Source organism: Actinokineospora cianjurensis, assembly GCF_003663795.1.
Classification (GTDB): Bacteria; Actinomycetota; Actinomycetes; order Mycobacteriales; family Pseudonocardiaceae; genus Actinokineospora; species Actinokineospora terrae.
The window spans coordinates 1791550-1817344 of record NZ_RCDD01000001.1 but is presented as its reverse complement, the minus strand read 5'-3'; the positions used below and the strand labels follow the sequence as shown (position 1 = coordinate 1817344).

The following is a 25795-nucleotide window of genomic DNA, read 5'->3' as shown; positions in this document are numbered from 1 at the left end:
CGGCCATCCGGGGGTGTCACGGTGGCGCAAGGCACTTACTGGCGAGGTGACCGAGTGGCTCAGGTAGCGGCCTGCAAAGCCGTGCACGCGGGTTCGAATCCCGTCCTCGCCTCTGTCGTGACCCCCGCACGACGAGCTCGACCAGCACAAGGAGCACGGGCAGTGACCACCGCCATCCACATCCCCGGGTACCTGGCAGGCACCTGGGACATCGACCCCATTCACTCGGACGTGTCATTCGTGGTGCGCCACCTGGGCCTGGCCCGCTACCGGCGCAGCTTCGAGCGCTTCAGCGGCGTCATCGTCACCGCCGACGACCCGTTCGCCTCCACGGTGACCGCCGAGATCGACACCGCGTCGTTCGACACCGGCCTCGACGTGTTCAACCGGCACCTGCTCGGCTCCGACTTCCTCGACGTCGAGACGCACCCGACGGCCACCCTGGTGTCCACCGGCCTGCGCCAGCACGGCGAGGACTACCAACTCGACGTCGACCTGACCCTGCTGGGCACCACCCGCCCCATCACCCTCGACGTCGAGGCCCTCGGCTTCGGCGTCGGCATCGACGGCGCCAAGAAGACCGCGTTCTCCGCCGCGACCACCATCAGCCGCGCCGAGTTCGGCCTGACCTACCAGTCCACCCTCGCCAACGGCAACTTCGTGATCAGCGACGAGGTGCGCGTCCTGGTGGAAATCGAGGCTGTCCTGCGCAAGGAGCGGTGACCCCGGCGTAAACTGGCCCCATGGGGACGGGTCGGGAGGCCAACATCAGGGTCGGCACCTCCGAACGCGAGCAGGCCGTGGCCGCACTGGCCGACCACCTCGCCAACGGACGCCTCGACCTGGCGGAGTACGAACAACGCGTCACCGAGGCCGCCGCCGCCCGCACCCGGGCCGACCTGCTGGCCCTGTTCGACGACCTGCCCGAGCCCGGTCCGTTCGTCGCCGCGGCTGTGGCTGTGGTGCCGCGGGCTGATGACCCGCTAGTGGAACGGCCTGCTCCCCGGCGCAACAACCGGGGGCTGGCCGTTTTCCTTGGGGTGGCGGCGGTGAGCACGCTGGTGGTGGTCGCGGTGACGGCGACGTGGTGGGCGTTGGCGCCGTTGGCCGTGGTGGCGTTGATCTTGGTGTTCGCGTCGTAGGGGGCGGTTGTCCACGGGGACTGCTTCCGACCGACACCCTGAGAGATCAGTCGAGGCAGAGCGTTTCGAAGATGCCGACCGACTTCGATGGCCGCGGGCGTTGTTCGTGCCTGTCTGGCTACGGAACCACGGGTTCTGCGGCGGGTGGGGGTTGGGGGCTGGCGACCAGGTCTCGGAGTTGGGACAGGAGGTCGGGGCGGCTGGTGGCGCCCAGGCGGGAGCGCATGCGGGCCATGTGGTGTTCGACTGTCTTCGAGGAGATGAAGAGGCGGTCGCCGACTTGTTTGTAGGTGAGGCCGGAGAGGACGAGTTCGGCTACCTGGAGTTCGCGGCCGCTGAGCGGCGATTCCGGGGGGTCGTCGCGGGTGGGGGTGGGTTGGAGGGTTCTGGCGCAGTCGAGGAGGGCGAGCATGCGTTTGCGGTCGGGGGTGCGGGTGGCGGCCTGGCCCGCCAGGCGGGCGGCGTCCCAGTGCAGGCCCGCCGTGTGCAGGGCGCGGGCGGCTGATTCGACCCGGGGGGCGTTGATGGTGCCGGTGAGGATGTCGAGCCAGCAGCGGGCGGCCTCGGTCAGGGCCGTCGGGAACTGGTCGGTGTAGGCGCTCAGGAACTCGACGTGGGCGCGGGCCTGCGGGACGCGGGACGCGGTGATCTCGGCGTGGAATGCTTGCCAGCGCGGGAAAGCGGACCAGGCGGGCGGGTTGCCTAGCGCGTCGAGCAGGGTCCAGGCGCGGTCGAGGTGGGGGGTGAGGCGGTCGAGGTCGCCGAGGCGGGCGGCGGCGATGGCGAACTCGCCGAGGGGCAGCAGGGTGAACAGGTCGATGTCGTGGCGGACGACGGCCTCGTTGGCCTGGTCCCACCCCCGGCGCAATGTTGCGAGGTCACCGGCTCGGCGTGCGGTGCCGACGGCCAGGCCGACAACGAACAGGTGGTCGCGAGGAGTTCGCGCGGGCTCCGGCACCGGCACCGACTCGCCGCGCAGCAGTGCGGCCCAGGCGGCCAGCAGCGCGTGCCTGGTGCGCAGCAACTCCCCGCCGGTGCAGGCCCGGGCGAGCAGCGGCTCGGCGATGCCGGTCGCGCCGGTGTGCATGGCGAGGATGGCGCCCAACGCGGCCGGGCTGTCGGGCACCAGCACGTCCCGCCCGACCGGCTCCATGACCTCCGCCGCCCTGACCACAGTGGACAGTGCGGTGGCGTCACCGGTGATCGAGTCGACGATCCCCTTGGCGGCCAACGAGATCGCCGTGTTGAACAACGTCGGCGGCGCGGTGCCCTCGACCGGCATGGCCGACCTGGCCTCGGCGAGCCTGCCCGTCGCGGCGAGGCCGATGGCAGCGAACGCACCCGAGCCCGCCCACCGGTACAACTCCGCGCTGCGCGTCGCCTGACCCCGGTGCGCCAGCGCGGCGGCAGCGACAAGAGCCGCACGGGGCTCACCAGCGGCCAGAAGCGTGTCCGCCCGGCGCAACGCGGCATCCAGGTCACCCGCACGAGCCTCGGCCTCAGCCCGACCGACCTCGTCAACGGGGTGACCCGCGTTCGCCGCGGCCTGGTGCAGCCGCACCGCGAACCCAGGCTCCGCCTCGGCAGCGGCAGCCGCATAAACAGCCCCCGCCGCCGGACCGGACGCGGACGCGGCCAGGAGCGCCGCCGCGAACTCCCCGGTCGGCCCGGTGCGGGTCAGGCGCAACTCCGCCAGCCCGCCGAGCACGGCGGTGCGCTGGTCAGCGGGCACCAGCGCACGCAGCACGGCGGCGGCCAACGGCAGCAATGACCCATCAGCGGCGAGCAACCCGGTCGCCCGGGCCTCATCGACGAGGGCAGCGGCCTCGGTCGTCGGCACGCCAAGCAGTCCAGCGAGCAACGTTGCGTCGGCGTTGACCTCGGCGGCCAGCAGTGCGCGGATCTGGTTGCCGGTCAACTGGTCCAGGTCGAGCCGGAACTCGTCGACGGCAGCGGCCGGAACGGTGTCCTGCCCGGCACCCAGGTGCGGCGCGAGCCGGTGCACCAGCCCGGGGACACCACCGGTGCTGGCATGCACGAACGCGGCCCGACCCGGGTCGACCCCAAGGGCCGCAAGACAAGCAGCAGTCCGACCGACATCAAACGCCCGCAGGACGACCTGTCCCCGCAACCGCCCCAACAACGCCGTGAGCCCAGCAGGTCGCGGCCGGGGCCGCGCGGCGACGACCAACCCAGCGGACTCGTCCGCCAGATGATCCTCCAGCGCGGCAAAGTCCTTGTCACACAACAGATGCGCGTCATCGACGAGCAAGAGCCCACCCGACGCACCACGCCGGTAGCGATGCGCCCCATCCGCCTTGGCAAGCAGGTCGAGCAACGCGCTCTTGCCGTACCCACCGGGTGCGATGACAGCGAGCCGGACCGGCGCGAGCTCACCACCGGTGATGGCCCCGCACAACCTGCGCGTCGGCTCGTCCAGCACCAGCTCGTCGGGCCCGGCGTGCCCGGGGATCACCGGCCACCCCGGCCGCGCGGACCCGCGATCACCGGTCACCCCGGCGGCCGAGGCGGAAGCGGCGGGGTGGGGGTTCGAGGGGGATGACCTCGATCGGCGGGCGCGGCGGGGGGTCGTCTGTCACGTCTAGTCCGTCCACAGTGGAGTCCAGGACCGGGAACAGCGCGGGCTCGCTCTCCGGGTCTGGCAGGGGTTTCACCGCGGCGGCGGGGAGTTCGGGGTGCGGCAGGACGGGGGCCAGGGCCAACGCCGCGCCCCTCGCGGCCGCGGTGGCCGGGTCGTCGAGCACCGGGCCGGGGGCCAGGGCGGCGACGAGGGGGATCTTGGCGGTGCCGCCCGCGACGACCGCGGTGGGGGCTTGGCCGAGCATGGCGCGGGTGGCCGCCAGGGCGGGCAGCAGCACCGGGGCGGCCAGGTCGACGAGTTCGGCGCGGGTGACGGTGACGTCCGTGCGCAGGTGGGGCACGGGGACGCGGACCTCGGTCGCGGCGGAGAGGCGTTCCTTGGCGGTGGCGCAGGCGGCGCGGAAGGCGGTGAGCAGGGCCGGGTCGGGCTGCCGGGTCAGCACGGCCGTCGTCTCGGGGTCGGTGCCGCCGGTGATCGCCGCCGGTGGGGTCGCGGAGGTGACGACGTGGCGGTAGAGCGCGTCGTCGACCGCGGCGCCTGCGCGAGGGGTCACACCATGGGCAACGACGTCGAAGGCCACCGGGTTACGCACGAGTAGCGCGTGGTCGGCCCGGTGCCCGCCGAGCAGGGACACCACCAGCGACGTTCCCGCCCGCACGGGGGCCTCGGCGTGGTGCGCCTCGGCGGCCGCGGTCACGGTCGGCAGCAGGACGACCCCGGGCAGCCCGGCGTCGGTGAGCGCGTCGGCCAGCAGCCCCCGTCGGTATGACCCCCACTCAGGTGGGTGGGTGACAGCCAGCCGACTCGGCGGCCCGCCCTCGGCATCGGCGACCACGTCGACGACCCACCCGACGAGCGCGGCGACCAGGTTCTCCGCCGGGTAGAGCTCGCCCGCGACCAGCACCGGGACGTCGTCGCCGACCCGGTCGAGCACCGCGCGGGCGATCCGGTCCGGCTGCTCGGCCCCCGCCCGCTCCGCGGCCGCGCCGACCAGCACTTCCCCTTGCGGTCCCAGGAAGACGGCCGAGGGCAGCCAGCGCGCGGAGCCGTCGAGCGCGACCACGTCGACCGGCCCGAACCCGGGTCCGACCCGCCTGCGCACCGCGGCGGCGCACCGGGTGCGGCCGATGTCGACGCCGAGCACGTACGACGGGGAACCGGGCATGGCGGTCGGTCCTCCTCGGCGGTCACGGGTGCCCTAGTTGGTACCAGGCGACCATCCCCGGTCAGCAACCCCGAGTGGTAGGCACAACACTCCCTAACCCCCTAATAGGTGAATAGTCACCGACCCATCAGTGGGGGATTGAGACGGGGAGTGATCCCCGATGGCAGCGTCCGGCATCCGGCCTACCGTTGGTGATCATCCGCCAGGGTCGATGCCCCGGTCCCCTCGCGGAGCAGGCATCCGAACCCACCCAGTCCCCACCCCCCGAGGAGAAGCGTTGTCCAGCTCCGGCTCCGGCCAGCCCACCCAGGCCGCCCAGCCCGTCGCGCCGTCCGAGCCGGTCGCGGCCCCCACCGACCTGCCCGTCGAGTCCGGCCAGACCCTGCACGAGTTCGTGCTCGGCCTGATCTCCGACGACGCCGCCCGCACCGCGTTCGCCGCCGACCCCACCGGCGCCCTGTCCGGCGCGGGCCTCGGCGCCGTCTCCGTGCAGGACCTGCAGGACGCGCTGCCCTACGTCGCCGACTACGCCCCCGCCGCCGACCTGCACGCGGTGTCCCAGGTCCTGACCTCGGCGACCACGGTCACCGGCGACATCGACCCGGGCGCCGCAGCCGGTCACCTGGACCTGGGCTCCGACTGGTTCTCCAGCGCCAGCGCGCTCGACCACAACGACGGCCTGCACGCGGTCACCGCGGGCGCCACCGAGGACCTCGGCTACGCCGTCGACCTCACCGCCGACGACGCGCTGGTCGGGGCCTTCGCGCTGGAATCCGAGCAGGTCAACGGTTCCGGCCAGGTCGCGGTGTCCGAGGACGGCTTCGCGGCGGCCGCCGCCGGTTCCGACTTCGGCTCGGTCACCGCCGCGGCCAACACCGCCGGTGCCGCTGCCGGGGTGGACGCGGCCGGGTTCGCCTTCGGCGCCGACCTCGATGTGTCCTCTGTGGACTACCTGGACCACTCGGACCCGACCGCCGCGCTCGACGCCGTCGCCCTGCCCACCGTCGAGGTGAGCGCCGCGGGCACCGGCTCGCTGATCACCGCGGGCCTGGTCGACCGGTTCGACCTGCCCGGCATCGATCCCACCGGTGCGCTGGACACCGATTCGTTGCGCGGCACCGACCTCACCGCGGGCACCGTTGCCGACTTCGTCAGCTCCGGCGGCGAACTGCTGCCCGGCTCGCCGACCGACTTCGGCGGTTTCCTCACCGGCGCCTCACCGTTGACCGAGGTCGAGGAGATCAGCGAGCACCTGCGGGCGACCCTGCCGCAGCCGGTCCCCGCACCGGAGCCCGCGCAGCACCTCCCGGTCGACACCGGTGCGCTGCCCGAGCTCCCGGAGCTGCCCGGTCACCTGCCCGCGCTGCCCGGCGACCACCTGCCGCAGCTGCCCGGCGGTCTCCCGCACCTGCCGACCGACCTCCCCCAGCTCCCGCACCTCCCCGTCGACCTGCCGCACCTGCCGCAGCTCCCGGTGGAGGTCCCGGACCTGCCGGTGGCCAACCCGCTGCCGGACGTGGCCAGCCACGTGTCCCACGGAGTGGGCGGCCTGACCGACGGCGTGCTCGGCGGCCACCACCTGCCCGACGTCGGCGGTCTCACCGGTGACCTGGACCTCGGCCACTGAGCCGACCCGCGGTGAGGGCGGGGTCTGTCCCAGCGACGGGCCCCGCCTTCTTCACCTATCCGGGGGAACAGGGCATCCTCACAAGGGTGATGACCGTGCCCCCCTGGGTGGACCTGTTGGACGACACGATCCGCGCCTGCGCGACCCACGAGCGCCACGACCTGGTCGACCGGCTGCTCGACCGGCGCGCGGGCCTGCTGGAGCCGGGTCGCCGCGTGGTGGTCGCCGGCTACCCGGGCAAGGGCAAGAGCCACCTGGTGAACGCGCTGGTCGGGGCCGAGGTGTGCCCGGTGGGCGATGACCTGACCACGCTCGCCCCGACCTTCATCCGGCACTCGGACCGACCCACGCCGCTGCTGGCGCCGTCCGGCCACTCGCCGCGCGACGTCGGGCTGCCGCGCGCGTTGCTCGGCGCCGGGCTGGTGCTGGTCGACTCCCCCGGCTTCGGCGCGCCGGGCTGCCCGCGGACCGCGCGGGCGCTGGCGGTGCTGGCCGACGCCGACGCGGTGCTGGTGGTGACCGACGCGACCAGCGAGCTCAGCGCACTGGAGTTGGAGCTGCTCACGCACGTCAGCAGGCTGTGCCCGACCGTGCTGGTGGCGCTCACCAAGATCGACCTGGTGCCCGGGTGGCGCCGGGTCGCCGAGGTCGACCGCGGCAGACTGGCCGAGGCCGGGGTGGCCGCGCCGCTGGTGCCGGTGTCGTCGGTGCTGCGCGCGGCCGCGGTGCGGACCGAGGACGCCGAGCTGAACAAGGAGTCCGGGTTCGCCGAGCTGATCGGCTGCCTGCGCCGCGACGTGCTGGCCGACCCGGCGCGGGTGGCCGCGCGGGCCGCGGCGGCGACCAGCGGGATGGCGCTGGAGCAGCTGATCACCCCGTTGCGCGCGGAGTTCGACGCCGGGATCGCGCCCACCGACACCCGGGCGCTGGCCGAGTGGCAGTCGGCCGGGCGGCGGGTGGAACGGCTGCAACGCGAGAGCGCGCGCTGGCAGACCCAACTGGCCGACGACGTCGGGGACCTGTTGGCGGACCTGGACTTCGACCTGCGCGAGCGCACCAGGCGGATCCTGCGCGAGGTCGACGACTACTTCGACGCGGCCGACCCAGGCACCGTGTGGGAGGAGTTCGGCGACTGGATGCACGACTCGCTGACGGCGGTGGCCGAGGTCAACTCGGGGTGGCTGGTGGAGCGGTTCGAGTGGATCGCGACCAGGGTGACCCGGAAGGCGTTGCCCGGCAACGATGTCGTCCCGGGTGAGTTGTTGCGCGCGTTGGGCGGGAGCTGGCACGACGACCTGCGCAAGCCCAACATCGAGCGGTTCTCCCCGGCGCAGAAGGTGTTCGTCGGCTTGCGCGGCTCGTACAGCGGTCTGCTGATGTCCGGGTTGGCGACGACGCTGGCGGGTCTGCCGCTGATCAACCCGATCTCGCTCGGCGCGGGCGCGGCGTTCGGCGCGCGCAGTGTCTTCGAGGAGCGCGGCGCCCGGCTCAAGCGGCGCCAGGCGGTGGCCAAGACCGCGGCGCAACGGCACGTCGACGACTTCTTCCTCCGCTACGGCAAGGAGGCCAAGGACGCGACCCGCACGGTGCACCGCGCGCTGCGGGACCGCTGCACCGAGGTCGCGCACTCCCTGCGCGAGGCGGCGGCGGAGTCGGCGCGGGTGATCAAGACAGAGCTGGAGGCCGAGTCGGCCCGCAACACCGCCCGGCTCACCCAGGTCCGGCGGGACCTCGAACGCCTGCTGGCGTTGCGCACGCGCATCGAGGCCGCTCGGTGAGAACGCCGTGACCGACCTGCCCACGATCACCTGGGGCCTGCTCGAACGAGCCGTCCGCGAGGCACCCCCCGCGGCGCACATCGCCGACGACTGGCTGGGGCGCTTGGCAGGACCGGTGCGCGTGGGGATCACCGGCGCCCCGGGCGTGGGCCGTTCGACGGTGGCGCAAGCGTTGGCCGGTACTCGGTTCGAGGTCGTCGAGGGCGACGATGCGGTACGGCTGCACCTGGTGCGACGGCCGGACGAGCCGGTCGCAACCGACGCCGTGTCCACCATCGTGGTGCTGGCACGGGCGGACGAACTGGGCGGCGGCCGGGTCGACGCTGTCGCGGCCGCCGCTCGGGTCGCGGCCCGCCACGTCCAGGGCGACCTGGGGGAACAATGCCAGACGGCAGTAGCGGTCGCGGCGTTGCCCGCGGTGGGCGGACTGCGGTTGACCAGGGATGACGCCGCCGCTCTCGCAACGTTGGCCGGTGAGCCGGACACGTTGCTGTCCGTGGACCGGCTGCGGGCCGGGGTGGGCGACGCGTTGCCCGCGAAGCTGGGGATCTTCGGCGTGCGGGTGGCGGTCGAGCTGGTCAGGCAGGGGGTCGCCGTGCCGTCCGGGCTGGTGCACCACAGCGGTGTGCAGGACCTGCTGGACGCGATCGACACCCACTTCCTGGCCAGGGCCGGGGTGTTGCGGGCGCGGGCGGCGTTGCTCGCGATCAGCCCGGCGTTGCGCGGCCACCCGCTCTCCGCCGAGGTGGAACGGGTCCTCGCCAGCGCCCACGAACCCCGTGAGCTGCGGCTGCTCGCGGCGATCGACGCGGGCCGGGTCAGCTTCGGCGACCGCGACGAGGAGGCGAGGCACCTGCTCGGCGCGCGCGGCACGTCCCCCGCCGCCAGGCTCGCGGTTAGCGGCGACCCCTTCCGGGCACACCTGCGCTGGCAGGCGCTCACCGAGTCCCCAGACCACACCCACGCCGAACAACGGGCGGCGGCGACGGTCGCCAGGAGTTGCGAGGCGCTGGTCGCGGTGGGAACCGTCGAATAGCGGCTGGTCCCACCCCGGGATACCGTCGTCCCGGTCACCCGTGGTGGATGAGGAGTTGCCAGCGTGCTGTGGGGTTCTGGACACGACCGGCTGCTCGCGTTCGTCTACCGCTGTATCGGCTGCTGCGTCGCTGACCAGCGGTTGGTCAGCGATCTGACCGTCGAGGTGGTCGCCTCCCTGCACGAACGGCCCGACCTGGACGACGACGCCGACCGCGACCGGGTGGTCGACCGGCTGGTCACGGCGCTGACCCCGCACGCCGATCCCGACACCGTCCAGGCCGCCGTGCGGTTCGCCGCGTGGCTCGACCTGGTACCCCGCGGGGGCGCCGACCCGCACGCCAAGGTGGGCGCGGTCCGGCGGTTCACCCGGCACCTGCCCGTCTTGGCATGACCGCCCGTCCTGGCACGATCGCGATCGCGGGCGCGGGTGGGTACGTCGGCCGCAAGCTCGTCCGCGCGCTCGACGGGCCGGTTCTGGCACTCGGTCGACGGGTCGAGGCGTTGCCGGACGGTGAGAACGTGCGCAAGGTGGCCGTCGACGTCACCGACACCGGGGCGTTGACCGAGGTTCTGCGCGGTGTGGAGACGGCGTACTACCTCGTCCACGGCATGGCGGCGGGCGGCGACTTCGCCGAGCGCGACCGGGCGACGGCGGCGTCTTTCGCGGCGGCGGCCAAGCAGGCGGGCGTCGGGCGGATCGTCTACCTGGGTGGACTGGGCCAGGGCCGGTTGTCCGCGCACCTGGCCAGCAGGCAGGAGGTCGGGCGGGTCCTGGCGAAAGCCGGTGTGCCGGTGGTGGAACTGCGCGCCGCGGTGATCATCGGCTCGGGCAGCATCTCGTTCGAGATGTTGCGCTACCTCACCGAACGGCTGCCGGTGATGATCTGCCCGCGGTGGGTGGGGACGCGCGTGCAGCCGATCGCGGAGGCGGACCTGGTGGCGCACCTGGTGCGCGCGGCCGATCGGGAGGTGCCCGCGGGCGTCCACGAGATCGGCGGCCCGGAGGTGGTGACGTACCTCGACCTCATGCAGGCTTACGCTTCCGTGCGCGGGTTGCCCCGGCGCCGGATCGTGCAGGTGCCGCTGCTGACCCCGGGGCTCTCGGCGCACTGGGTCAACCTGGTCACCCCGGTCGACCGGTCGGTCAGCCGCTCCCTCATCGACAGCCTCACCACCGACGTCGTGGTCACCACCCCCAGCCCGGCCTTCACCACCGAGCCGACCCCCGTCGCCGAGGCCATCCGGTCCACATTGGACGCCCAGAAGGACCGCGTGGCCGCCAGGGCTTTCGACTTCACCAACGGCGTCCTCGACGGCGTCTTCACCCTCGCCACCGACGTCGACATCCCCCACTCCGACACCCCAGCGGCCCGCCTCGACCTCCGCCGCTGCGGCGGCTCCCTGCGCTGGTACGGCTGGGCCTGGGCCTGGTGGCTCCGCATGCTCCTGGGCCGCCTGTTCGGCGAACGCCTCTCCTTGCACCGCCCGACGAAGGTGACCAAGGGCGCCACAGTGGACTGGTGGACGGTCGCGGAGTTCGGCGACCAGTACATCGTGCTCCGCACCGAGAAGTGGTTCTGCGGCGAGGCTTGGCTGGGATATCGAATCAGCGGGACGAAGCTGCGCCAGGTGGGGGCTTTGCGGTCCCGGGGGCTGCTGGGCTGGATCTACTGGCGGGCGGTGTACCCGATCCACCTGGTGGTGTTCCGGGTGATGGCGCGCAAGCAGGTCACCCGGGCGCACGCGCTGGCACAGCAGGGTCACTGAGGCTTCGACAGCCAGCGCACCAGTTCGAAGCTTCTCACCCAATCGCGCCATGCTGAAACGAACGGCCCAGCGAATTGGCAGCCGACAACCGGGGCACCCGAGGATTGCCAGAGGATCAAGAGATCGGCGGACCGAGGCACTCGCACGGACTCCGGTGACCGTGTTCTCCTGCTGTGCCGAGAGAGTTCGGCGGCGGGTTTGGACGCACTTCAGGTCAGTGGGACAACGCTGCGCGAGGTGGGGCATTGCGGTCCCGGGGAGCTGTTGGACTGAGTACTACCGGCGAGCGGTGTCCTCCGATCCAACTTGGTCGTATGGCGGGTGATGGCGCGCAAGCAGGTCACCCGGGCGCACGCACTGGCGCAGCAGGGTCACTGAGGCTTCGACAGCCAGCGCACCAGTTCGAAGCTTCTCACCCAATCGCGCCATGCTGAAACGAACGGCCCAGCGAATTGGCAGCCGACAACCGGGGCACCCGAGGATTGCCAGAGGATCAAGAGATCGGCGGACCGAGGCACTCGCACGGACTCCGGTGACCGTGTTCTCCTGCTGTGCCGAGAGAGTTCGGCGGCGGGTTTGGACGCACTTCAGGTCAGTGGGACAACGCTGCGCGAGGTGGGGCATTGCGGTCCCGGGGAGCTGTTGGACTGAGTACTACCGGCGAGCGGTGTCCTCCGATCCAACTTGGTCGTATGGCGGGTGATGGCGCGCAAGCAGGTCACCCGGGCGCACGCACTGGCGCAGCAGGGTCACTGAGGCTTCGACAGCCAGCGCACCAGTTCGAAGCTTCTCACTGCTGCGGGGACCGTTGCCGAGCAGGTCAGTGGGGTGTCGCTGCGGTGGAAGGTGGCTCGGACTTCCAGGGTGGCGCCGTCGAGGGTTACTTCCCATTGTTCGTGGCCGGTGTGGCGGACCGACTGGGGTGGGAAGGAGTCGAGGCGGGTGTCGCCGGATTCCGCGCGGGCCAGGTCTTGGGCGGCCTGGACCGGGGCCGCGTACGTTGTTCGGCCGCGGAAGTGGGCCAGGTCGAGGAATCCGGCCTCGTGCTGGTGGACGATCCGCTCCGCCGACCCAGGGGGGACCTGGCCGTAGTAGAGGCCGTGTGGCAGTACGACCATGTTGCCCGCGAACCGATCCCCGCCGACGTGTGTGCACTCCCACGTCTCCTCCGGGCGCACCGAAGCCAGAGCCGCGGCAAGAGGTCGGCCACGGATCGCGCAACAAGCATCGTGGCGGCCATGTGCGCACACCAGGTAGATCGGCGCCAACGAGAGTTCACCGCGCGGCTCGGTCAATCCGAGGTCCGCCAACTCAAGGGGATCGCTGTAAGAACTCCACCACGTGCGTTCCCGCCCGGGCGTCGACTCGACGAACGCCCACCGCCGTAGACCTTCCCGCGCGCGACCTGGGCGGCGAATCAACAGCACCCGCGCGTGCACCGCCTCAGCCTGCGCGGCAATGGCGGACACGACCTCGTCCGGCAACGACGAGTCCCGCCACGGGTGCGGGCCCCACGGACCCGGTTGTTCGACCAGGACCCAGTGCCGGACCGGCGGAGCGCTGGCGCCGAGGGGGTCGCCTCGGCGGAGGCAGCCGTCGGCGCAGCGCTCCACGGTCTGGTCAGCGGTCACAGGGGACGAGGATTCCCTCTCGCAGGAGTCTGCGCACGAGGACTGCCTGGTCGGCCACCGGCAGGTCGGGCAATTCGCCCACGACGCACGGTTCGCCGGACAACAGTGCGCGCACAGCCGCACCGGTGCTCGACGGCAAGGTCAACTCGTCACCGGGGACCTCGACAACGACCTGATCACCGTCTTCGCGCAACCGGTACCGCAGCCCCGCCCGCAATCGCACCCACGACCCCGTGCCCGCATTTTGCGCGGCAGCAGCCTGTGCCAACGGCCCCATCGGCTCCGGCCGTGTTCCGTGCCACACCCGGTCCCTGACCCGGCGGACGACCTCGTCCACCGGCGTTTCCCGCAACACGCGCGCCAATGCCTCAACCGTCGCGTCGAGGTGCGGCGCCACCTGGTCCGGATCAGCGACATCGATGCCGAGGGGAAGGGTCGCGCGCAAGTCGTCGTCGCGTCCCGCCAACCCCAGCAGCGCCTCGACCAGCGTGTACCGGGTCAGAACATGCACCCCGACCGTGAGGTGCGCGGACACCTCACCCAAAGCCGTGGCGGAATGCAGGTAGCCGCGAGGCAGGTACAGGGCGTCGCCGGGGTTGAGGATTTCCTCGATGAGCGGGTCCTCGAGCGCGCGAGCGGCGACCGCGCCGGCGTGCTGGTCCCACGGCTGGCCGCGCAGCGGATCGTGGTGCACGGGCGCGTGGACCCGCCACCGCTTCTGGCCAGCGACCTGGAGCACGAACACGTCGTGCACGTCGTAGTGCGCCGCGAACCCCTGCGACGACGGTGGCGTGATGTAGGCGTTGATCTGCACCGGGTGCCCCAGGTCGACACCGAACTGCCCGGCGAAGTCGATCAGCGGCGGCCACAGCCGGTGCAACCCCTGCAGCACCACGGTGGCGCCGGTGTCGAACAGCCGCGCCACCTTGTCGTCGGCGACCTGGTCGCCGATCTCCGCGCCGACCCCGCCACCCGAGGTGAACTGGTTCGACGACAGCACCGCGCCGTCCTTGGCGACCCGCAGGAACGGGGTCCGCAGGCCGCGCCGGGACAGCAGTTCGTCCACGTCGGCGAGGGTCAGCAGGTCGTCGAACCCCTTGGGCAGCCAGCCTGCCGGGGTCAGCAGCGGCCGGGCGCCCCAGAACGCGGCGGCGAACTCATCGGGCTCGACCCCCACGCAGCGCCGGACGGCCGGGCGGTCCGTGCTGGACCACCCGACCGGGGGCAGGGGACTGGCTGTCATCGGGCGCTGCCGTCGGCACCGCCATCCGCGCCGCCGTCGCCGCCCGCACCGCCGTCCGCGGCACCGTGGTCCGATCCGGCACCACCGTCAGCGCCACCGTCCGCACCGCCGTCGTGGCCACCCGGCGCACCGGACGCGCCGTGGTCGGCGACACCCGCGCCGCCGTCAGCACCACCGTCGGCACCGCCGTCGCCGCCCGCGCCGCCGTCCTTGGCGCCGTGGTCTGAACCAGCGCCACCGTCGGCTCCCGCGGTGTGGCCGCTGCGGATGTCGTCGTCTTCGAGAGACATGGCTACCTCCTCGTGGTGGGCGACCCATCCAGATGAGTCCCCGCCCTGGTACCCCCGATCGGGTCAAGCCATGCGCGGGATCCACCCATTGGGCACGACGTTTGCGCCGAGTGGGGGTCGGGTAACTCCGGACGGGGCGAAACGCGCGGGAGGTGCGATGGGGACGCCGACGTTGCTCGACGACCGTTATCTGGTCGGCGAGCTCATCGGTTCGGGGGGCATGGCGGACGTGCACCGCGCGGTGGACACCCGGTTGGGTCGTCCGGTGGCGGTCAAGCTCTTCCACCCGAAGGCGGACGGCGGGACCGTCGCCAGGCTCGACACGGAGGCCAGGTTGCTCGCCGGGTTGTCGCACCCGGGTGTGGTCCGCGTGTTCGACGTCGCGGTGGACAACGAGCACCCGTACCTGGTGATGCACCTGGTCGAGGGCGGCACGCTGCGCGACCGGCTGGACCGGGGGTCTCTGCCCGCCGCCGACGTGGCGGCGTTCGGGGCGCGGCTGGCCGACATCCTCGGCTACGTGCACTCGAACGGGATCGTGCACCGCGACGTCAAACCGTCCAACGTGCTGATCGACGACGAGGGTGCCTGCTACCTGGCCGACTTCGGCATCGCGCGTGCTCTCGGCGGGGCCAGGCTGACCTCGACCGGGCACTGCGTCGGCACCGCCGCCTACCTCGCGCCCGAGCAGGTCCGCGGGCAGTTGACCGGTCCGGCGGGCGACATCTACTCCCTCGGGCTCGTGCTGCTGGAGTGCCTCACCGGCGCGACCGCGTACGAGGGGTCCGACATCGAGGCGGCGATCGCCCGGTTGACCCGCGATCCCGAGATCCCGGACTGGCTGCCGACCGCGTGGGCCGAGGTGATCACCGCGATGACCCGGCGCGAGCCGGACGACCGGCCGGACGCCGCCGAGTGCGTCCGGCTGCTGGCCACCGCGGCGGGCTCGGACCCCGTGCAGGCGCCCTCGCCCGCACCACGGCCCGTCCGGCGGGACGTGACCGCCCAGGCGCCGATGGACTTCGTCGACGAACCGCACGCGCGGCGCACCCCGTCGCGGCTGGTGCACGCGAGCCTGATGGCCGGGGCGGTGCTGATCGGCGGGGCCGCCGTGCTGCTCTCGACCGGGTCGTCCACCGCCGACCCGAGCCCGACCCCGGCGGCGGTCACCATGACAACGGTGCCGACGACCACCCAGGGCATGGCACCGATGCCGATGGGCGTCGCAACGGGGGTGATCGAGGTGCCCACCGTGCAGACCAAGGTGGTCACGATCACCCGCGAGGAGCGGCCGCGGTTCACCTGGCCCCCGTACCCGGGTGGCTGGGGCGACTGGGGCTACGGCGGCTGACCCGATCGGTGACACCGCCCACAGCGGCCCTGATCAACGGCTCGACCTGCGGTCCGCGCCCGTTCGCCATCCTGCGGCCCGACCCCTGGTCCCCATAGGCTTGGCACCGCGCGACCCCGAGATGTGACCGCCTCGCGCCGTACCCCGCGGCCGGGCAAGAACGAGGAGACCGTGTGCGGCCCTGGCCTGGAACCCCCTACCCGCTCGGCGCCACCTACGACGGGGCGGGCACCAACTTCGCCGTGTTCTCCGAGGCGGCCAGCCGGGTCGACCTGTGCCTGTTCGACGCCGACGGCACCGAGCACCGGGTGCGGATGCCGGAGGTCGACGGGTTCGTCTGGCACTGCTACCTGCCGGGGGTGCTGCCCGGCCAGTACTACGGCTACCGGGTCACCGGCCCGCACGACCCGTCGTCCGGCCAGCGGTGCAACCCGACCAAGCTGCTGCTCGACCCGTACGCCAAGGCCGTCGGCGGCGAGGTCGACTGGGACCAGTCGGTGTTCGGCTACACCTTCGGCGAGCCGGAGCAGCGCAACGACGAGGACTCCGCGGCGCACACCGTCAAGGGCGTGGTGGTGAACCCGTTCTTCGACTGGGCCAACGACCGGCCGCCGAAGACGCCCTACAACGAGACCGTCATCTACGAGGCGCACGTACGCGGGCTGACCATGCGGCACCCCGGTGTGCCAGAGGAGTTGCGCGGCACCTACGCCGGGCTGTCGCACCCGGCGGTGATCGAGCACCTGCAGCGGCTCGGGGTGACCGCGATCGAGCTGATGCCGGTGCACCAGTTCCTGCACGACCACGGGTTGCAGGAGCGCGGGCTGCGCAACTACTGGGGCTACAACACGATCGCGTTCTTCGCCCCGCACGCCGACTACGCCGCGCAGACCGCCCAGGGCGCGCAGGTGGCGGAGTTCAAGGCGATGGTGCGGACGCTGCACGAGGCGAACATCGAGGTGATCCTCGACGTGGTCTACAACCACACCGCCGAGGGCAACCACCTCGGGCCGACGCTGTCCATGCGCGGCATCGACAACGAGGCGTACTACCGGCTCGTCGAGGACGACCAGCGCTACTACATGGACTACACCGGCACCGGGAACTCGATGAACGTGCGCAACCCGCACACGTTGCAGCTCATCATGGACTCGCTGCGGTACTGGGTCACCGAGATGCGCGTCGACGGGTTCCGCTTCGACCTGGCCGCGACCCTGGCCCGCGAGTTCTACGACGTGGACCGGCTCTCGGCGTTCTTCGACATCGTCCAGCAGGACCCGGTGATCAGCCAGGTCAAGCTGATCGCCGAGCCGTGGGACGTCGGGCCCGGTGGCTACCAGGTCGGCAACTTCCCTCCACTGTGGACGGAGTGGAACGGCAAGTACCGCGACACGGTGCGCGACTTCTGGCGCGGCGAGCCCGCGACGCTCGGCGAGTTCGCCTCCCGCATCACCGGCTCGTCCGACCTCTACCAGGAGGACGGCCGCAAGCCGTTCGCGTCGATCAACTTCGTCACCGCGCACGACGGGTTCACCCTCAACGACCTGGTCTCCTACAACGAGAAGCACAACGGGGCCAACGGCGAGGACAACCGCGACGGGGCCGACGACAACCGGTCGTGGAACTGCGGCGCCGAGGGGCCGACCGACGACGCCGAGGTCAACGACCTGCGGGCGCGGCAGCGGCGCAACATGATCGCCACCACGATGCTGTCGCAGGGCGTGCCGATGCTGCTGCACGGCGACGAGATGGCCCGCACCCAGGACGGCAACAACAACGGCTACTGCCAGGACAGCGAACTGTCCTGGGTGGACTGGTCGCTGGCCGAGACCCACTCCGACCTGATCGACTTCACCGCCGGGGTGGTGGCGCTGCGCGCGCGGCACCCGGTCTTCCGGCGGCGCCGCTTCTTCGCGGGCAGGCCGATCCGGCGCGGCGACGAGCTGCGCGACATCGCCTGGTTCACCCCCTCCGGGCAGGAGATGTCGCACGAGGACTGGGAATCCGGGTTCGGCCGGTGTGTCGTGACGTTCCTCAACGGCGAGGGAATCCCCGACCTGGACACGCGCGGGGAGCGGGTCACCGACGACTCGTTCCTGCTGTGCTTCAACGCCCACCACGAGGACATCGCCGCCATCGTCCCGGATGGCGACTACGGCGCGGAGTGGGAAGTGGTGCTCGACACCGCGACCGGCGAGGTCTCGCCCCCGCTGCCCCGCACGTTCTCGGGCAAGAGCGAGCTGCTCCTGCCGTCGAGGTCCCTCATCGTGTTGCGACGCACCGGGAGCGAGTGATGCGGTCGACCTATCGCGTTCAGCTGCGGCCGGGTTTCGGGTTCGCCGAGGCCGCCGTGATCGTCGACTACCTGGCCGATCTGGGCGTGGGGGCGCTCTACACCTCGCCCATCCTGACGCCGACGCCGGGGTCCACGCACGGGTACGACGTGGTGGACCCGTCGCAGGCGAATCCGGAGCTGGGTGGGGAAACCGGGCGGCGAGCGCTGGTGGAGCGCTTGCGCGGGGCCGGGTTGGACCTCGTCGTCGACATCGTGCCGAACCACATGGCGGTGGAGGTGCCGTCGACGAACAAGTGGTGGTGGGACGTGCTGTCGCACGGTCCGGCCTCGCGGTACGCGCGGTACTTCGACATCGAGTCGTTCCCGGTTCTGCTGCCGGTGCTCGGGTCTGATGAGGACGTTTCCGCGCTGAGCGTCGACGGCGACGTGCTCCGGTACTACGACCACACCTTCCCGATCGCGCCTGGAACGGGCGAGGGCACTCCTGCCGAGGTGCACGACCGGCAGCACTACCGGCTGATCGACTGGCGCCGGGCAGGGCAGGAGCTGAACTACCGGCGGTTCTTCGACGTGACAACGCTCGCGGGCGTGCGCGTCGAGGACGAGGAGGTGTTCGACGCGACCCACGGCGAGGTGCTGCGGTGGGTCAGCGAGGGTGACGTCCAGGGGTTGCGGGTCGACCACCCGGACGGTCTCGCCGATCCCGGCGGGTACGTGCGGCGGTTGGCCGAGCGGGCCAGGTGCTGGATCGTCGTGGAGAAGATCCTGGAACCCGGCGAGGAACTGCCCTCGTCGTGGCCGGTGGCGGGGACGACGGGGTACGACGCGCTGCGCGAGGTGTGCGGCGTGTTCGTCGACCAGAGCGCCGAGGGGGCGTTCACCGAACTCGCGGACTCGCTGGGGGTGCCGACGGACTACTCGGCGGTGGTGGACGAGTCCCGCCGGTTGATCACCTCCCAGTCGCTGGCGGCCGAGGTGCGGCGCATCGCCTCGCATGTGACCGGTGTGGACGGTGAGCTCGCCCGGTCCGCCGTGGCCGAGTTGATGGTGTCGTTCCCGGTGTACCGGTCGTACCTGCCGGAGGGGGTCGAGTACCTGACCGCGGCCCTGGCCAGGGCGCGATCGCGGCGGCCGGACCTGGGGGCGGCCTTGGACGCCATCGACACCCAGATGCGGGCCGGGGGTGAGCTGGCGACCCGGCTGCAGCAGACGTCGGGGATGGTGGTGGCCAAGGGGACCGAGGACACCACGTTCTACCGGTACACCCGGTTCGCCGCCCTCAACGAGGTCGGCGGCGACCCGTCGCACTTCGGCGTGAGCGTCGACGAGTTCCACGCGGCGCAGGCGCACCGGGAGGCGACGCACCCGCTGGCGATGACCGCGCTGTCCACCCACGACACCAAGCGGTCGGAGGACGTGCGGGCGCGGATGGCGGTGCTGTCCGAGATCCCGGACGAGTTCGCCGAGGCGGTGCGGGGGTGGACCGCGCGGCGCGGCATCCCCGAGCCGTCGCTGAACCTGTTGGCGTGGCAGACGTTGCTGGGGGCCTGGCCGATCAACCCGGACCGGCTCTCGGCGTACCTGGACAAGGCCGCGAAGGAGGCCAAGATCCGCACGTCGTGGACCGAGCACGACGAGGAGTTCGAGGAGACCGTGCGGGCCTGGCCGCGCGCGGTGCTCGGCGACCCGGGCCTGCTGGCCGAGGTGAAGGCGTTCGCGTCGCGGATCGCGCCGCACGGGTGGTCGAACTCGCTGGGGCAGAAGCTGGTGCAGCTGGCCGGGCCGGGCGTGCCGGACGTGTACCAGGGCACGGAGTTGTGGGACCTGTCCCTTGTGGACCCGGACAACCGGCGGCCGGTGGACTTCGCCGACCGAGCGGAGCTGTTGGCCAAGCTGGCCTCGGGGTGGCCACCGCCGATCGACGAGACAGGGGCGGTGAAGCTGCACCTGGTGCGCACCGTGCTGCGGTTGCGCCGGGAGCGGCCGTCGCTGTTCACCGGGTACACGCCCTTGTACGCCAACGGTTCCGCCGCGCGGCACGTGGTCGCGTTCGAGCGGACGGGCCTCATCGCGGTGGCGACCCGGCTGCCCGCGACGTTGCCGGGGTGGGCGGACACGGTGCTGGACCTGCCCGCGGGCGAGTGGGTGGACCAGCTGACAGGACGGGCGACGGACGGGCGGTTGGCGGACACGCTCGCCGACTACCCGGTGGCGCTCCTGGTGCGGGGGGCGTGATGGCCGAGCCGTTCAGCGTGTGGGCACCCCAGCGGTCGCGGGTGCGGCTCGACGTCGGCGGTGCGTGGCATGAGATGGCCCGCGACGACCGGGGTTGGTGGCACGCCGAGGTTCCCGGCGCCGGGCCGGGCACGGACTACGCGTTCCTTGTGGACGATGACGACACGCCACTGCCGGACCCGCGGTCGCTGTGGCAGCCGAATGGTGTGCACGGGCCGTCGCGGCGGTACGAGCACCGGGCGTACGAGTGGACGGACTCGGCGTGGACGGGGCGTCCCGTTGCCGGGCGGGTCATCTACGAGCTGCACATCGGGACGTTCACCACGGCGGGGACGTTCGACGGGGCGGTCGAGAAGCTGGACCACCTGGTGTCGCTCGGCGTCGACTTCGTGGAAGTGTTGCCGGTCAACGCTTTCGACGGGGTGGCCGGGTGGGGGTACGACGGCGTGCTGTGGGGCGCGGCGCACGAGCCCTACGGCGGGCCGGACGGGTTCAAGCGGTTCGTCGACGCCTGCCACACGCGCGGGCTCGGGGTGGTCCTGGACGTCGTCTACAACCACCTCGGTCCGTCCGGCGCGTACCTGGACCGGTTCGGGCCGTACTTCGCGGGCAAGAACATCTGGGGTCCGACGATCAACCTGGACGGGCCGGACTCCGACGAGGTCCGCCGGTACGTCATCGACAACGCCCTCGGCTGGCTGCGCGACTTCCACGTCGACGGGCTGCGGCTCGACGCCGTACACGCCCTTGTGGACACTCGCGCGACACATCTGCTGGAGGAACTGGCGGTCGAGGTCGAGGCGCTGGCGACCGGACTGGGGCGGCCGCTGTCGCTGATCGCGGAGTCGGACCTGAACGACCCCCGGCTGGTGACCCCGCGCGCGGCGGGCGGCCTCGGCCTGGACGCGCAATGGTGCGACGATATCCACCACGCTCTGCATGTCGCACTCACCGGTGACACTTCCGGCTACTACAAGGACTTCGACAGGCAACTGCCCACAACGTTGCGCTCGGCGTTCTTCCACGCGGGCACGTGGTCGTCGTTCCGCCGACGCACGCACGGCCGCCCCGTTGACGTCCGCACGACGCCCGGGCACCGATTCCTGGCCTACCTGCAGAACCACGACCAGATCGGCAACCGCGCGACCGGCGACCGCCTGACCGCAACGGTGTCCCCCGCCCGCGTCCTGTGCGGCGCGGCGCTGGTCTTCTGCTCCCCGTACACCCCGATGCTCTTCATGGGCGAGGAGTGGGCGGCAGGCACCCCGTGGCAGTTCTTCGCCTCCTTCCCCGACCCGGACCTGGCCGAGGCAGTGCGAACAGGCCGCCGCCGAGAGTTCGCCGACCACGGCTGGGGCGAGTCGGAAGTCCCGGACCCGATGTCCCCCAGTACGGTCACAGCGTCCACTCTGGACTGGTCCGAGCTCGCGTCAGCCGATCACCGAGCGGTGCTGGAGACCTACCGAGCACTGATCTCGTTGCGCCGCAAGCACCCCGAACTAGCCGACCCACGCCTCGACCGCTTCACCGTCGAGGACCGCGACGGTTTCCTGTTGCTGCACCGAGGCCCGCTGCGAGTGGCGGTCAACCTGAGCACCTCACCAGTGACCGTCGCGCTGCGAGTCACGTCGGTCCTGCTTGCCGCAGAAGGGGTTTCCAGCTCCCCGGAGTCCCTGACCCTCCCACCGGACACCTTCGCGGTGGTCGGGATCTAGTTATCCACAACTACCGGAGTTCTCCACAGCCAGTTGTGCACAAGATCTCGTGGTCCCGCCAAGGTTGTCCACAGGCCCACCATCAACCGACCGTTCCCGTCGGCGCGTCCCGGTAGGCTGTGTATCGGGGGCTGCTCAGCGCGGTTCGATCTTGTGAACCTGGTGCGCGCAAAGGTCTTGGCCGTGTCGTGCGGGACACGGCCAAGACCTGCGGCACCGCGGTCGATCACTCCACGGTGCGCCGGTACCGGACCTCCCGTCGGGGGCCGGGCAGCGCGAACTTGCGGATGAGGTAGGTGAGGGCGGCGCCGATGAGGAGCCACACGATGGCGGCGGTGCCGTAGTTGAACAGCACGGCCGCCTTCTCCGAGCTCGGGGTGAAGAGGCCGTCGAAGCCGAGCGACACCCCGGAGGAGAACCCGTCGACGAACGAGGCGAACCCGTTGCGGGGGTTGGCCTCGGCGAGGACCAGGATGATCTGCGCGACCAGGACGACCGCGAACAGACCGACCACGAACGTGATCGCCGAGCACACCATGCGCACGGTGCGCAGCCTGCTGGCGTAGCTGTCCTCGACCCGCTCGCTGACCACTTCCTCCTGGGCGGCGGGACGGACGTACTGGTCGTCCCGGTCAACCGGAAGGGCTTGGGTCCGCCGCGGGTCAGGCTCTTGCGGAACTGTCATGCGTCCATGGTGACACCACCGGGTGACCCCTGCTTGACAACTCAGCCGCGGGCCGGGTAGCGCTCCGCGAGCCGGTCCAGGGTGGCCCGGATGCCGTGCAGGTTCTTGGCCGGGAACCGGACCCACTCCAGCAGGAACCCCGCCCTGGCCGTGGACCAGTCGAACGTCTCGGTCACCTCGGTGCGCCCGTCACCCAGGTCGCGCAGCTCCCAGCGCCACCGGTGCCCGAAGAAGTGCCGCCACGCGATCCTCGTGCCCTCCTCGAACTCCACCACCGTGTTCAAGATCTTGTACGGCACCCCGATCCGCATCTCCATCCCGAACCGATCCCCCAACCCCAACCGCCGCGGCCCCGCGCTCCGCGACCCGACCACCGTCCCCGACCCATCGATCACCGGGTGCTGAGCCGGGTCCGCCAACATCTCGAACAACTCACCGGCCCCCACCCCCACCACCCGAGTCGCACTGACCTGCCGCTTCGCCATACCCACATGTTACCCGCCGGTACGCGCATCCGGGTGACAGCCCATCTCCACCCCCACCGCCTTGCCGGAGCCTCCGCACCCACCCACCCCCGGACTCAACGCCCGAAGCGGCCCCACTCCCCGAACGACTCCACGCCCCGCCCGCAGCCCCAGCCCTCGAAGTAGAGCGGCCCCGACCCAACTCGACCCCCGAACCAACCCATTCACTCAACCGCCCTCGGGATCCAGCCCAACGACGCCACGGCCCCCGATCCCACCTCTTACCCCCACGCGCCACCCCTGCGCCCCACGCCAAGCCTTAGCCCACCCCGCCCGCTTACCCCACCCCAGCCGCCTCGCGCGCACGCGGTCCCGACCCGGCCCAGCCCCCACCCACACCGGGGGGCGTCCCAGTGCCAGTCTATCGGCACCCCCCGACAAAAGATCTTGAAACAGGCCGCCGAAGATCCAGATGTGGATAACTTCTGTCGCTGAACCGGGTGAATTGACGAGCAGGCGACTGCGCCCTGAGCAGGGGTAACGCAGATCCGACCCCGCGGTCGAGGCCCGCCAGCCGCAAGTCGCCCAAGACGGGGGGCGGCGCAAGGCTCAGTGGGTCAGGAGCTGCGCCATGCTCTCCCGCACCGTCGGGTCCGGCTCCGCCGCCACCGCTGTGCGCAGGGCTGACTGGACCTCCGGCTGCCACGACTCCGGCCCCCAGCCCGTCAACGTTCGCACCGCCATCACACGGTTGCGGACGACCGGGCACCGTAGCGATGTCAGGACGAACTCGACGCCCTGGCCGGGGAAGTCGCGCAATGCGGTGACCACGACATCGAGGACGGCGTGGTCGGTCCAGCGGGCACCGATGCCGGGGATGTCGTCCGGGCCGGTGCCGAGTTCGGCCAGCGGGAGCACGTCCGAGGCGAGGGAGAGGATGCGCGGGAGGCGTTCCGAGGTGGCCTGGGCGAGCAGGCCGGTCCAGTCGGCCGGGGTGCGGGCGCGGCGGAGGCTGGCGGGGAAGCGGTCGATGCCGAGGGCGGTGGCCGCGTAACAGGCGTCGTGGAAGGCGCGGTCGTCGGTGGCGTCGAGGTCGGTGTGGGTGAGGTCGCGCCAGCGGGGCTCGGCCATGAGGTCGCGGCAGCCGCGCACGAGGGTGTCGTGGCGGGCCAGGTCCCAGCCGGTCGTGTAGCGCTGCTCCCAGCCGGGGCCGGACAGGAACTCCTCGACCCGGGCGGTCGTGACGAAGTGGCGCAGCCGGTCCGCGCGCCGGGCGAGGTGCCCGATGAGCAACGACAGGGCGATCGGCGCATCGTTGTAGTCGTCGATGTCCTCGGCCGGTCCGCCCTCGATCAGCGCGCACAGGATGTCGGCGGCGGCGTCGAGCAGCTCGTCGTCGACATCGGGTGCGGACAGCGCGGGCACGAGCCCACCGACGGTGGCGGCCCGGTGCGCGAGGTACCCGTCGAGCACCGTGTTGCGGAAACCGCCGCGCAGCAGCCACTCCCGCAGCCGGGGCCCGGTGCCGTCGCCGAACCGCTCGACCACGCCGATCCGCCCCCAGCCCTCGACCCCGTCGGCCAGGGTGAGCAGCGCGGGTTCCGGATCGGGCTGCGTCGCCTCGACGGCGGTGAAGGCGAACGGGGTGAACTCCTCGTGCTTGCCCAACAGCAGCAGCACGTCCAGGTCGCCGGGCCCCGCGCCGAGCCCGAGCAGGGCGATGCCGAACTTGACCGGCGCGCGGTGCTCCGACTCGGTCGCCAGCCGCCTGCCCAGCTCGCGCACCGCCTCCGGCTCGCCGAGTGCGCGCACTCCGGCCAGGACCTCGTCGAGTTCGGCGAGCACCTCCCGCTCGCACAGCGCGGTGTAGAGCGGGCCGTGGTCACCACCGGTGATGGCGGCGGCGACCAGCGCAGGCAGGTCGGTGGTGACGTCGGCCGGGTGGTAGGTCAGCGCGGTGCCGTCCGACCAGGGGACCAGGCCACCGCCCCGCCGGTGGTCGATCTGGGCGTCCGGCAGCTCGTCCCCACCGGGGAGCAGGCCGCGGCCGCGGGGATCGAGGTGTCCGGCGATGTGGTCGTGGATCGAGGGCACGGACCCATTGTCGCGCGTGCATCCGACACTGCCTGCGACCAACTCACCACTGGCGCGATCGGCGGAGTCGCGTGCATCCGACACTGACCGCGACCAACTCACCACTGGCGTGATCAGCGCGGCCACCGAGGCGGTCAGGGCAGGCGCTTGGTGAGCAGCTCGAAGGCGAGGTCCGTGCGCCGCGGTTGGCCGAAGCGGTCGTCGCCGTACGGGAACGGGATGAGCAGCCCGGTCCGCTCGTACCCGCGCCGGACGTACCAGGCGACGAGGTCCTCGCGCGCGGTCAGCACCTTCATCCGCAGCTCCGGCAGCCCCCAGTCCTGGCTGACGACGCGCTCGGCCTCGGCCAGGGTCAGCCGCCCGATGCCGCCCGCCTGCCTGGTGGGGTCCACGGCGAACATGCCGAAGTACCCGGCGCCGTCGACCTCGGCGACGTGGCAGCAGGCGACGACGGCACCGTCCTGTTCGGCGATGACCACGGCGCTCTTGGGCGCGGTGATGACCTCGGCGACGCCGTCGGGGTCGGTGCGCTGGCCGTCGAGCAGGTCGGCCTCGGTCGTCCAGCCGACCCGGCTCGCCTCGCCCCGGTAGGCGGACTCGACCAGTGGTACCAGGGTGTCCACGTCGGCGATCGTGGCGCGGCGGAAGGTGAGCACGAACCGAGCCTAACCC

General features: G+C 71.9%; 20 protein-coding genes and 1 tRNA gene. 12 read left to right on the top strand and 9 right to left on the bottom strand.

The genetic code is table 11. The features are described 5' to 3' along the window. Positions 1-40: 40 nt before the first annotated feature. The 3 genes from CLV68_RS08625 (at position 41) to CLV68_RS08615 (ending at position 1142) form a co-directional block, all read left to right on the top strand. Positions 41-112, top strand: a tRNA-Cys gene (locus CLV68_RS08625). A 50-nt stretch (positions 113-162) separates the two neighbouring features. After that, on the top strand, positions 163-723 hold the full coding sequence (locus CLV68_RS08620; RefSeq protein WP_121389924.1) for a YceI family protein: 561 nt from the start codon (positions 163-165) through the stop codon (positions 721-723). A 20-nt stretch (positions 724-743) separates the two neighbouring features. Beyond that, entirely contained in the window at positions 744-1142 is a 399-nt protein-coding gene (locus CLV68_RS08615; protein ID WP_121389923.1) for a DUF1707 SHOCT-like domain-containing protein, read from the top strand. A gap of 118 nt (positions 1143-1260) precedes the next feature. On the opposite strand, the gene CLV68_RS08610 is transcribed toward CLV68_RS08615, so the two are convergent. Beyond that, positions 1261-3618 carry a helix-turn-helix domain-containing protein gene (locus CLV68_RS08610; protein ID WP_121389922.1) on the bottom strand — a complete coding sequence of 786 codons (2358 nt, stop codon included), beginning with the start codon at positions 3616-3618 and terminating at the stop codon, positions 1261-1263. A gap of 28 nt (positions 3619-3646) precedes the next feature. Continuing rightward, a complete protein-coding gene (locus tag CLV68_RS08605) occupies positions 3647-4909 on the bottom strand; it encodes an Hsp70 family protein (RefSeq protein WP_121389921.1) in 1263 nt (420 codons plus the stop codon). 277 nt (positions 4910-5186) lie between these two features. On the opposite strand from CLV68_RS08605, the gene CLV68_RS08600 reads away from it, so the two are divergent. From CLV68_RS08600 to CLV68_RS08580, 5 genes are all read left to right on the top strand, one after another. Beyond that, on the top strand, positions 5187-6536 hold the full coding sequence (locus CLV68_RS08600) for an IniB N-terminal domain-containing protein (protein ID WP_121389920.1): 1350 nt from the start codon (positions 5187-5189) through the stop codon (positions 6534-6536). Positions 6537-6625: 89 nt separating this feature from the next. Then, a complete protein-coding gene (locus tag CLV68_RS08595) occupies positions 6626-8314 on the top strand; it encodes a GTPase (RefSeq protein WP_121389919.1) in 1689 nt (562 codons plus the stop codon). A 7-nt stretch (positions 8315-8321) separates the two neighbouring features. After that, positions 8322-9350, top strand: coding sequence for a hypothetical protein (locus CLV68_RS08590; protein WP_121389918.1), 1029 nt, complete (start codon positions 8322-8324; stop codon positions 9348-9350). 63 nt (positions 9351-9413) lie between these two features. Further along, positions 9414-9743, top strand: coding sequence for a hypothetical protein (locus tag CLV68_RS08585; protein WP_121389917.1), 330 nt, complete (start codon positions 9414-9416; stop codon positions 9741-9743). Next, positions 9740-11119: a DUF2867 domain-containing protein gene (locus CLV68_RS08580; RefSeq protein ID WP_121389916.1), complete on the top strand. Its 1380-nt coding sequence runs from the start codon at positions 9740-9742 to the stop codon at positions 11117-11119. The genes CLV68_RS08585 and CLV68_RS08580 overlap by 4 nt, the downstream gene beginning before the upstream one ends. A gap of 749 nt (positions 11120-11868) precedes the next feature. On the opposite strand, the gene CLV68_RS08575 is transcribed toward CLV68_RS08580, so the two are convergent. From CLV68_RS08575 to CLV68_RS08565, 3 genes are read right to left on the bottom strand one after another with little or no spacing between them, the layout of a single operon-like run. Further along, positions 11869-12750: a ferredoxin family protein gene (locus tag CLV68_RS08575; RefSeq protein WP_170224162.1), complete on the bottom strand. Its 882-nt coding sequence runs from the start codon at positions 12748-12750 to the stop codon at positions 11869-11871. Next, complete coding sequence (locus CLV68_RS08570) at positions 12740-13993, bottom strand: cupin domain-containing protein (RefSeq protein ID WP_121389914.1); 1254 nt, start codon at positions 13991-13993, stop codon at positions 12740-12742. The genes CLV68_RS08575 and CLV68_RS08570 overlap by 11 nt, the downstream gene beginning before the upstream one ends. After that, a complete protein-coding gene (locus CLV68_RS08565) occupies positions 13990-14283 on the bottom strand; it encodes a BatC protein (RefSeq protein ID WP_121391056.1) in 294 nt (97 codons plus the stop codon). Before CLV68_RS08565 ends, CLV68_RS08570 begins: the two co-directional genes overlap by 4 nt. Before the next feature lie 157 nt (positions 14284-14440). Here CLV68_RS08565 and CLV68_RS08560 point away from each other — a divergent pair, with 157 nt between their 5' ends. The 4 genes from CLV68_RS08560 to treZ all read left to right on the top strand — a co-directional run bounded on the left by CLV68_RS08560 (position 14441) and on the right by treZ (position 21880). Then, on the top strand, positions 14441-15634 hold the full coding sequence (locus CLV68_RS08560; RefSeq protein ID WP_170224160.1) for a serine/threonine-protein kinase: 1194 nt from the start codon (positions 14441-14443) through the stop codon (positions 15632-15634). 173 nt (positions 15635-15807) lie between these two features. Continuing rightward, on the top strand, positions 15808-17928 hold the full coding sequence (gene glgX / locus CLV68_RS08555; protein ID WP_121389912.1) for a glycogen debranching protein GlgX: 2121 nt from the start codon (positions 15808-15810) through the stop codon (positions 17926-17928). Further along, positions 17928-20165 carry a malto-oligosyltrehalose synthase gene (treY, locus tag CLV68_RS08550; protein WP_121389911.1) on the top strand — a complete coding sequence of 746 codons (2238 nt, stop codon included), beginning with the start codon at positions 17928-17930 and terminating at the stop codon, positions 20163-20165. Before glgX ends, treY begins: the two co-directional genes overlap by 1 nt. Beyond that, positions 20165-21880 (top strand): malto-oligosyltrehalose trehalohydrolase, encoded by a 1716-nt coding sequence (treZ, locus tag CLV68_RS08545; protein WP_121389910.1) that lies wholly within the window; start codon positions 20165-20167, stop codon positions 21878-21880. Before treY ends, treZ begins: the two co-directional genes overlap by 1 nt. A 226-nt stretch (positions 21881-22106) precedes the next feature. Here the strand turns inward: treZ and CLV68_RS08540 are convergent, their stop codons facing one another. The 4 genes from CLV68_RS08540 to CLV68_RS08525 all read right to left on the bottom strand — a co-directional run bounded on the left by CLV68_RS08540 (position 22107) and on the right by CLV68_RS08525 (position 25779). Beyond that, on the bottom strand, positions 22107-22565 hold the full coding sequence (locus CLV68_RS08540) for a hypothetical protein (protein WP_147459921.1): 459 nt from the start codon (positions 22563-22565) through the stop codon (positions 22107-22109). A gap of 41 nt (positions 22566-22606) precedes the next feature. Beyond that, the gene (locus CLV68_RS08535) at positions 22607-23050 is read right to left on the bottom strand and encodes an SRPBCC family protein (protein ID WP_121389908.1); all 444 of its coding nucleotides are present in this window, start codon (positions 23048-23050) and stop codon (positions 22607-22609) included. 588 nt (positions 23051-23638) lie between these two features. After that, positions 23639-25123: a hypothetical protein gene (locus tag CLV68_RS08530; RefSeq protein ID WP_121389907.1), complete on the bottom strand. Its 1485-nt coding sequence runs from the start codon at positions 25121-25123 to the stop codon at positions 23639-23641. A gap of 134 nt (positions 25124-25257) precedes the next feature. Continuing rightward, positions 25258-25779 (bottom strand): GNAT family N-acetyltransferase, encoded by a 522-nt coding sequence (locus CLV68_RS08525; protein ID WP_121389906.1) that lies wholly within the window; start codon positions 25777-25779, stop codon positions 25258-25260. Positions 25780-25795 lie beyond the last annotated feature (16 nt).

What these genes read in the sequence shown, in the direction of transcription:
- CLV68_RS08615 (WP_121389923.1), top strand. Translation starts at nt 744, where the DNA reads ATGGGGACGGGTCGGGAGGCCAACATCAGGGTCGGCACCTCCGAACGC.
- CLV68_RS08605 (WP_121389921.1), bottom strand. Translation starts at nt 4,909, where the DNA reads ATGCCCGGTTCCCCGTCGTACGTGCTCGGCGTCGACATCGGCCGCACC.
- CLV68_RS08595 (WP_121389919.1), top strand. Translation starts at nt 6,626, where the DNA reads ATGACCGTGCCCCCCTGGGTGGACCTGTTGGACGACACGATCCGCGCC.
- CLV68_RS08580 (WP_121389916.1), top strand. Translation starts at nt 9,740, where the DNA reads ATGACCGCCCGTCCTGGCACGATCGCGATCGCGGGCGCGGGTGGGTAC.
- CLV68_RS08570 (WP_121389914.1), bottom strand. Translation starts at nt 13,993, where the DNA reads ATGACAGCCAGTCCCCTGCCCCCGGTCGGGTGGTCCAGCACGGACCGC.
- CLV68_RS08565 (WP_121391056.1), bottom strand. Translation starts at nt 14,283, where the DNA reads ATGTCTCTCGAAGACGACGACATCCGCAGCGGCCACACCGCGGGAGCC.
- CLV68_RS08560 (WP_170224160.1), top strand. Translation starts at nt 14,441, where the DNA reads ATGGGGACGCCGACGTTGCTCGACGACCGTTATCTGGTCGGCGAGCTC.
- treY (WP_121389911.1), top strand. Translation starts at nt 17,928, where the DNA reads ATGCGGTCGACCTATCGCGTTCAGCTGCGGCCGGGTTTCGGGTTCGCC.
- treZ (WP_121389910.1), top strand. Translation starts at nt 20,165, where the DNA reads ATGGCCGAGCCGTTCAGCGTGTGGGCACCCCAGCGGTCGCGGGTGCGG.
- CLV68_RS08540 (WP_147459921.1), bottom strand. Translation starts at nt 22,565, where the DNA reads ATGACAGTTCCGCAAGAGCCTGACCCGCGGCGGACCCAAGCCCTTCCG.
- CLV68_RS08535 (WP_121389908.1), bottom strand. Translation starts at nt 23,050, where the DNA reads ATGGCGAAGCGGCAGGTCAGTGCGACTCGGGTGGTGGGGGTGGGGGCC.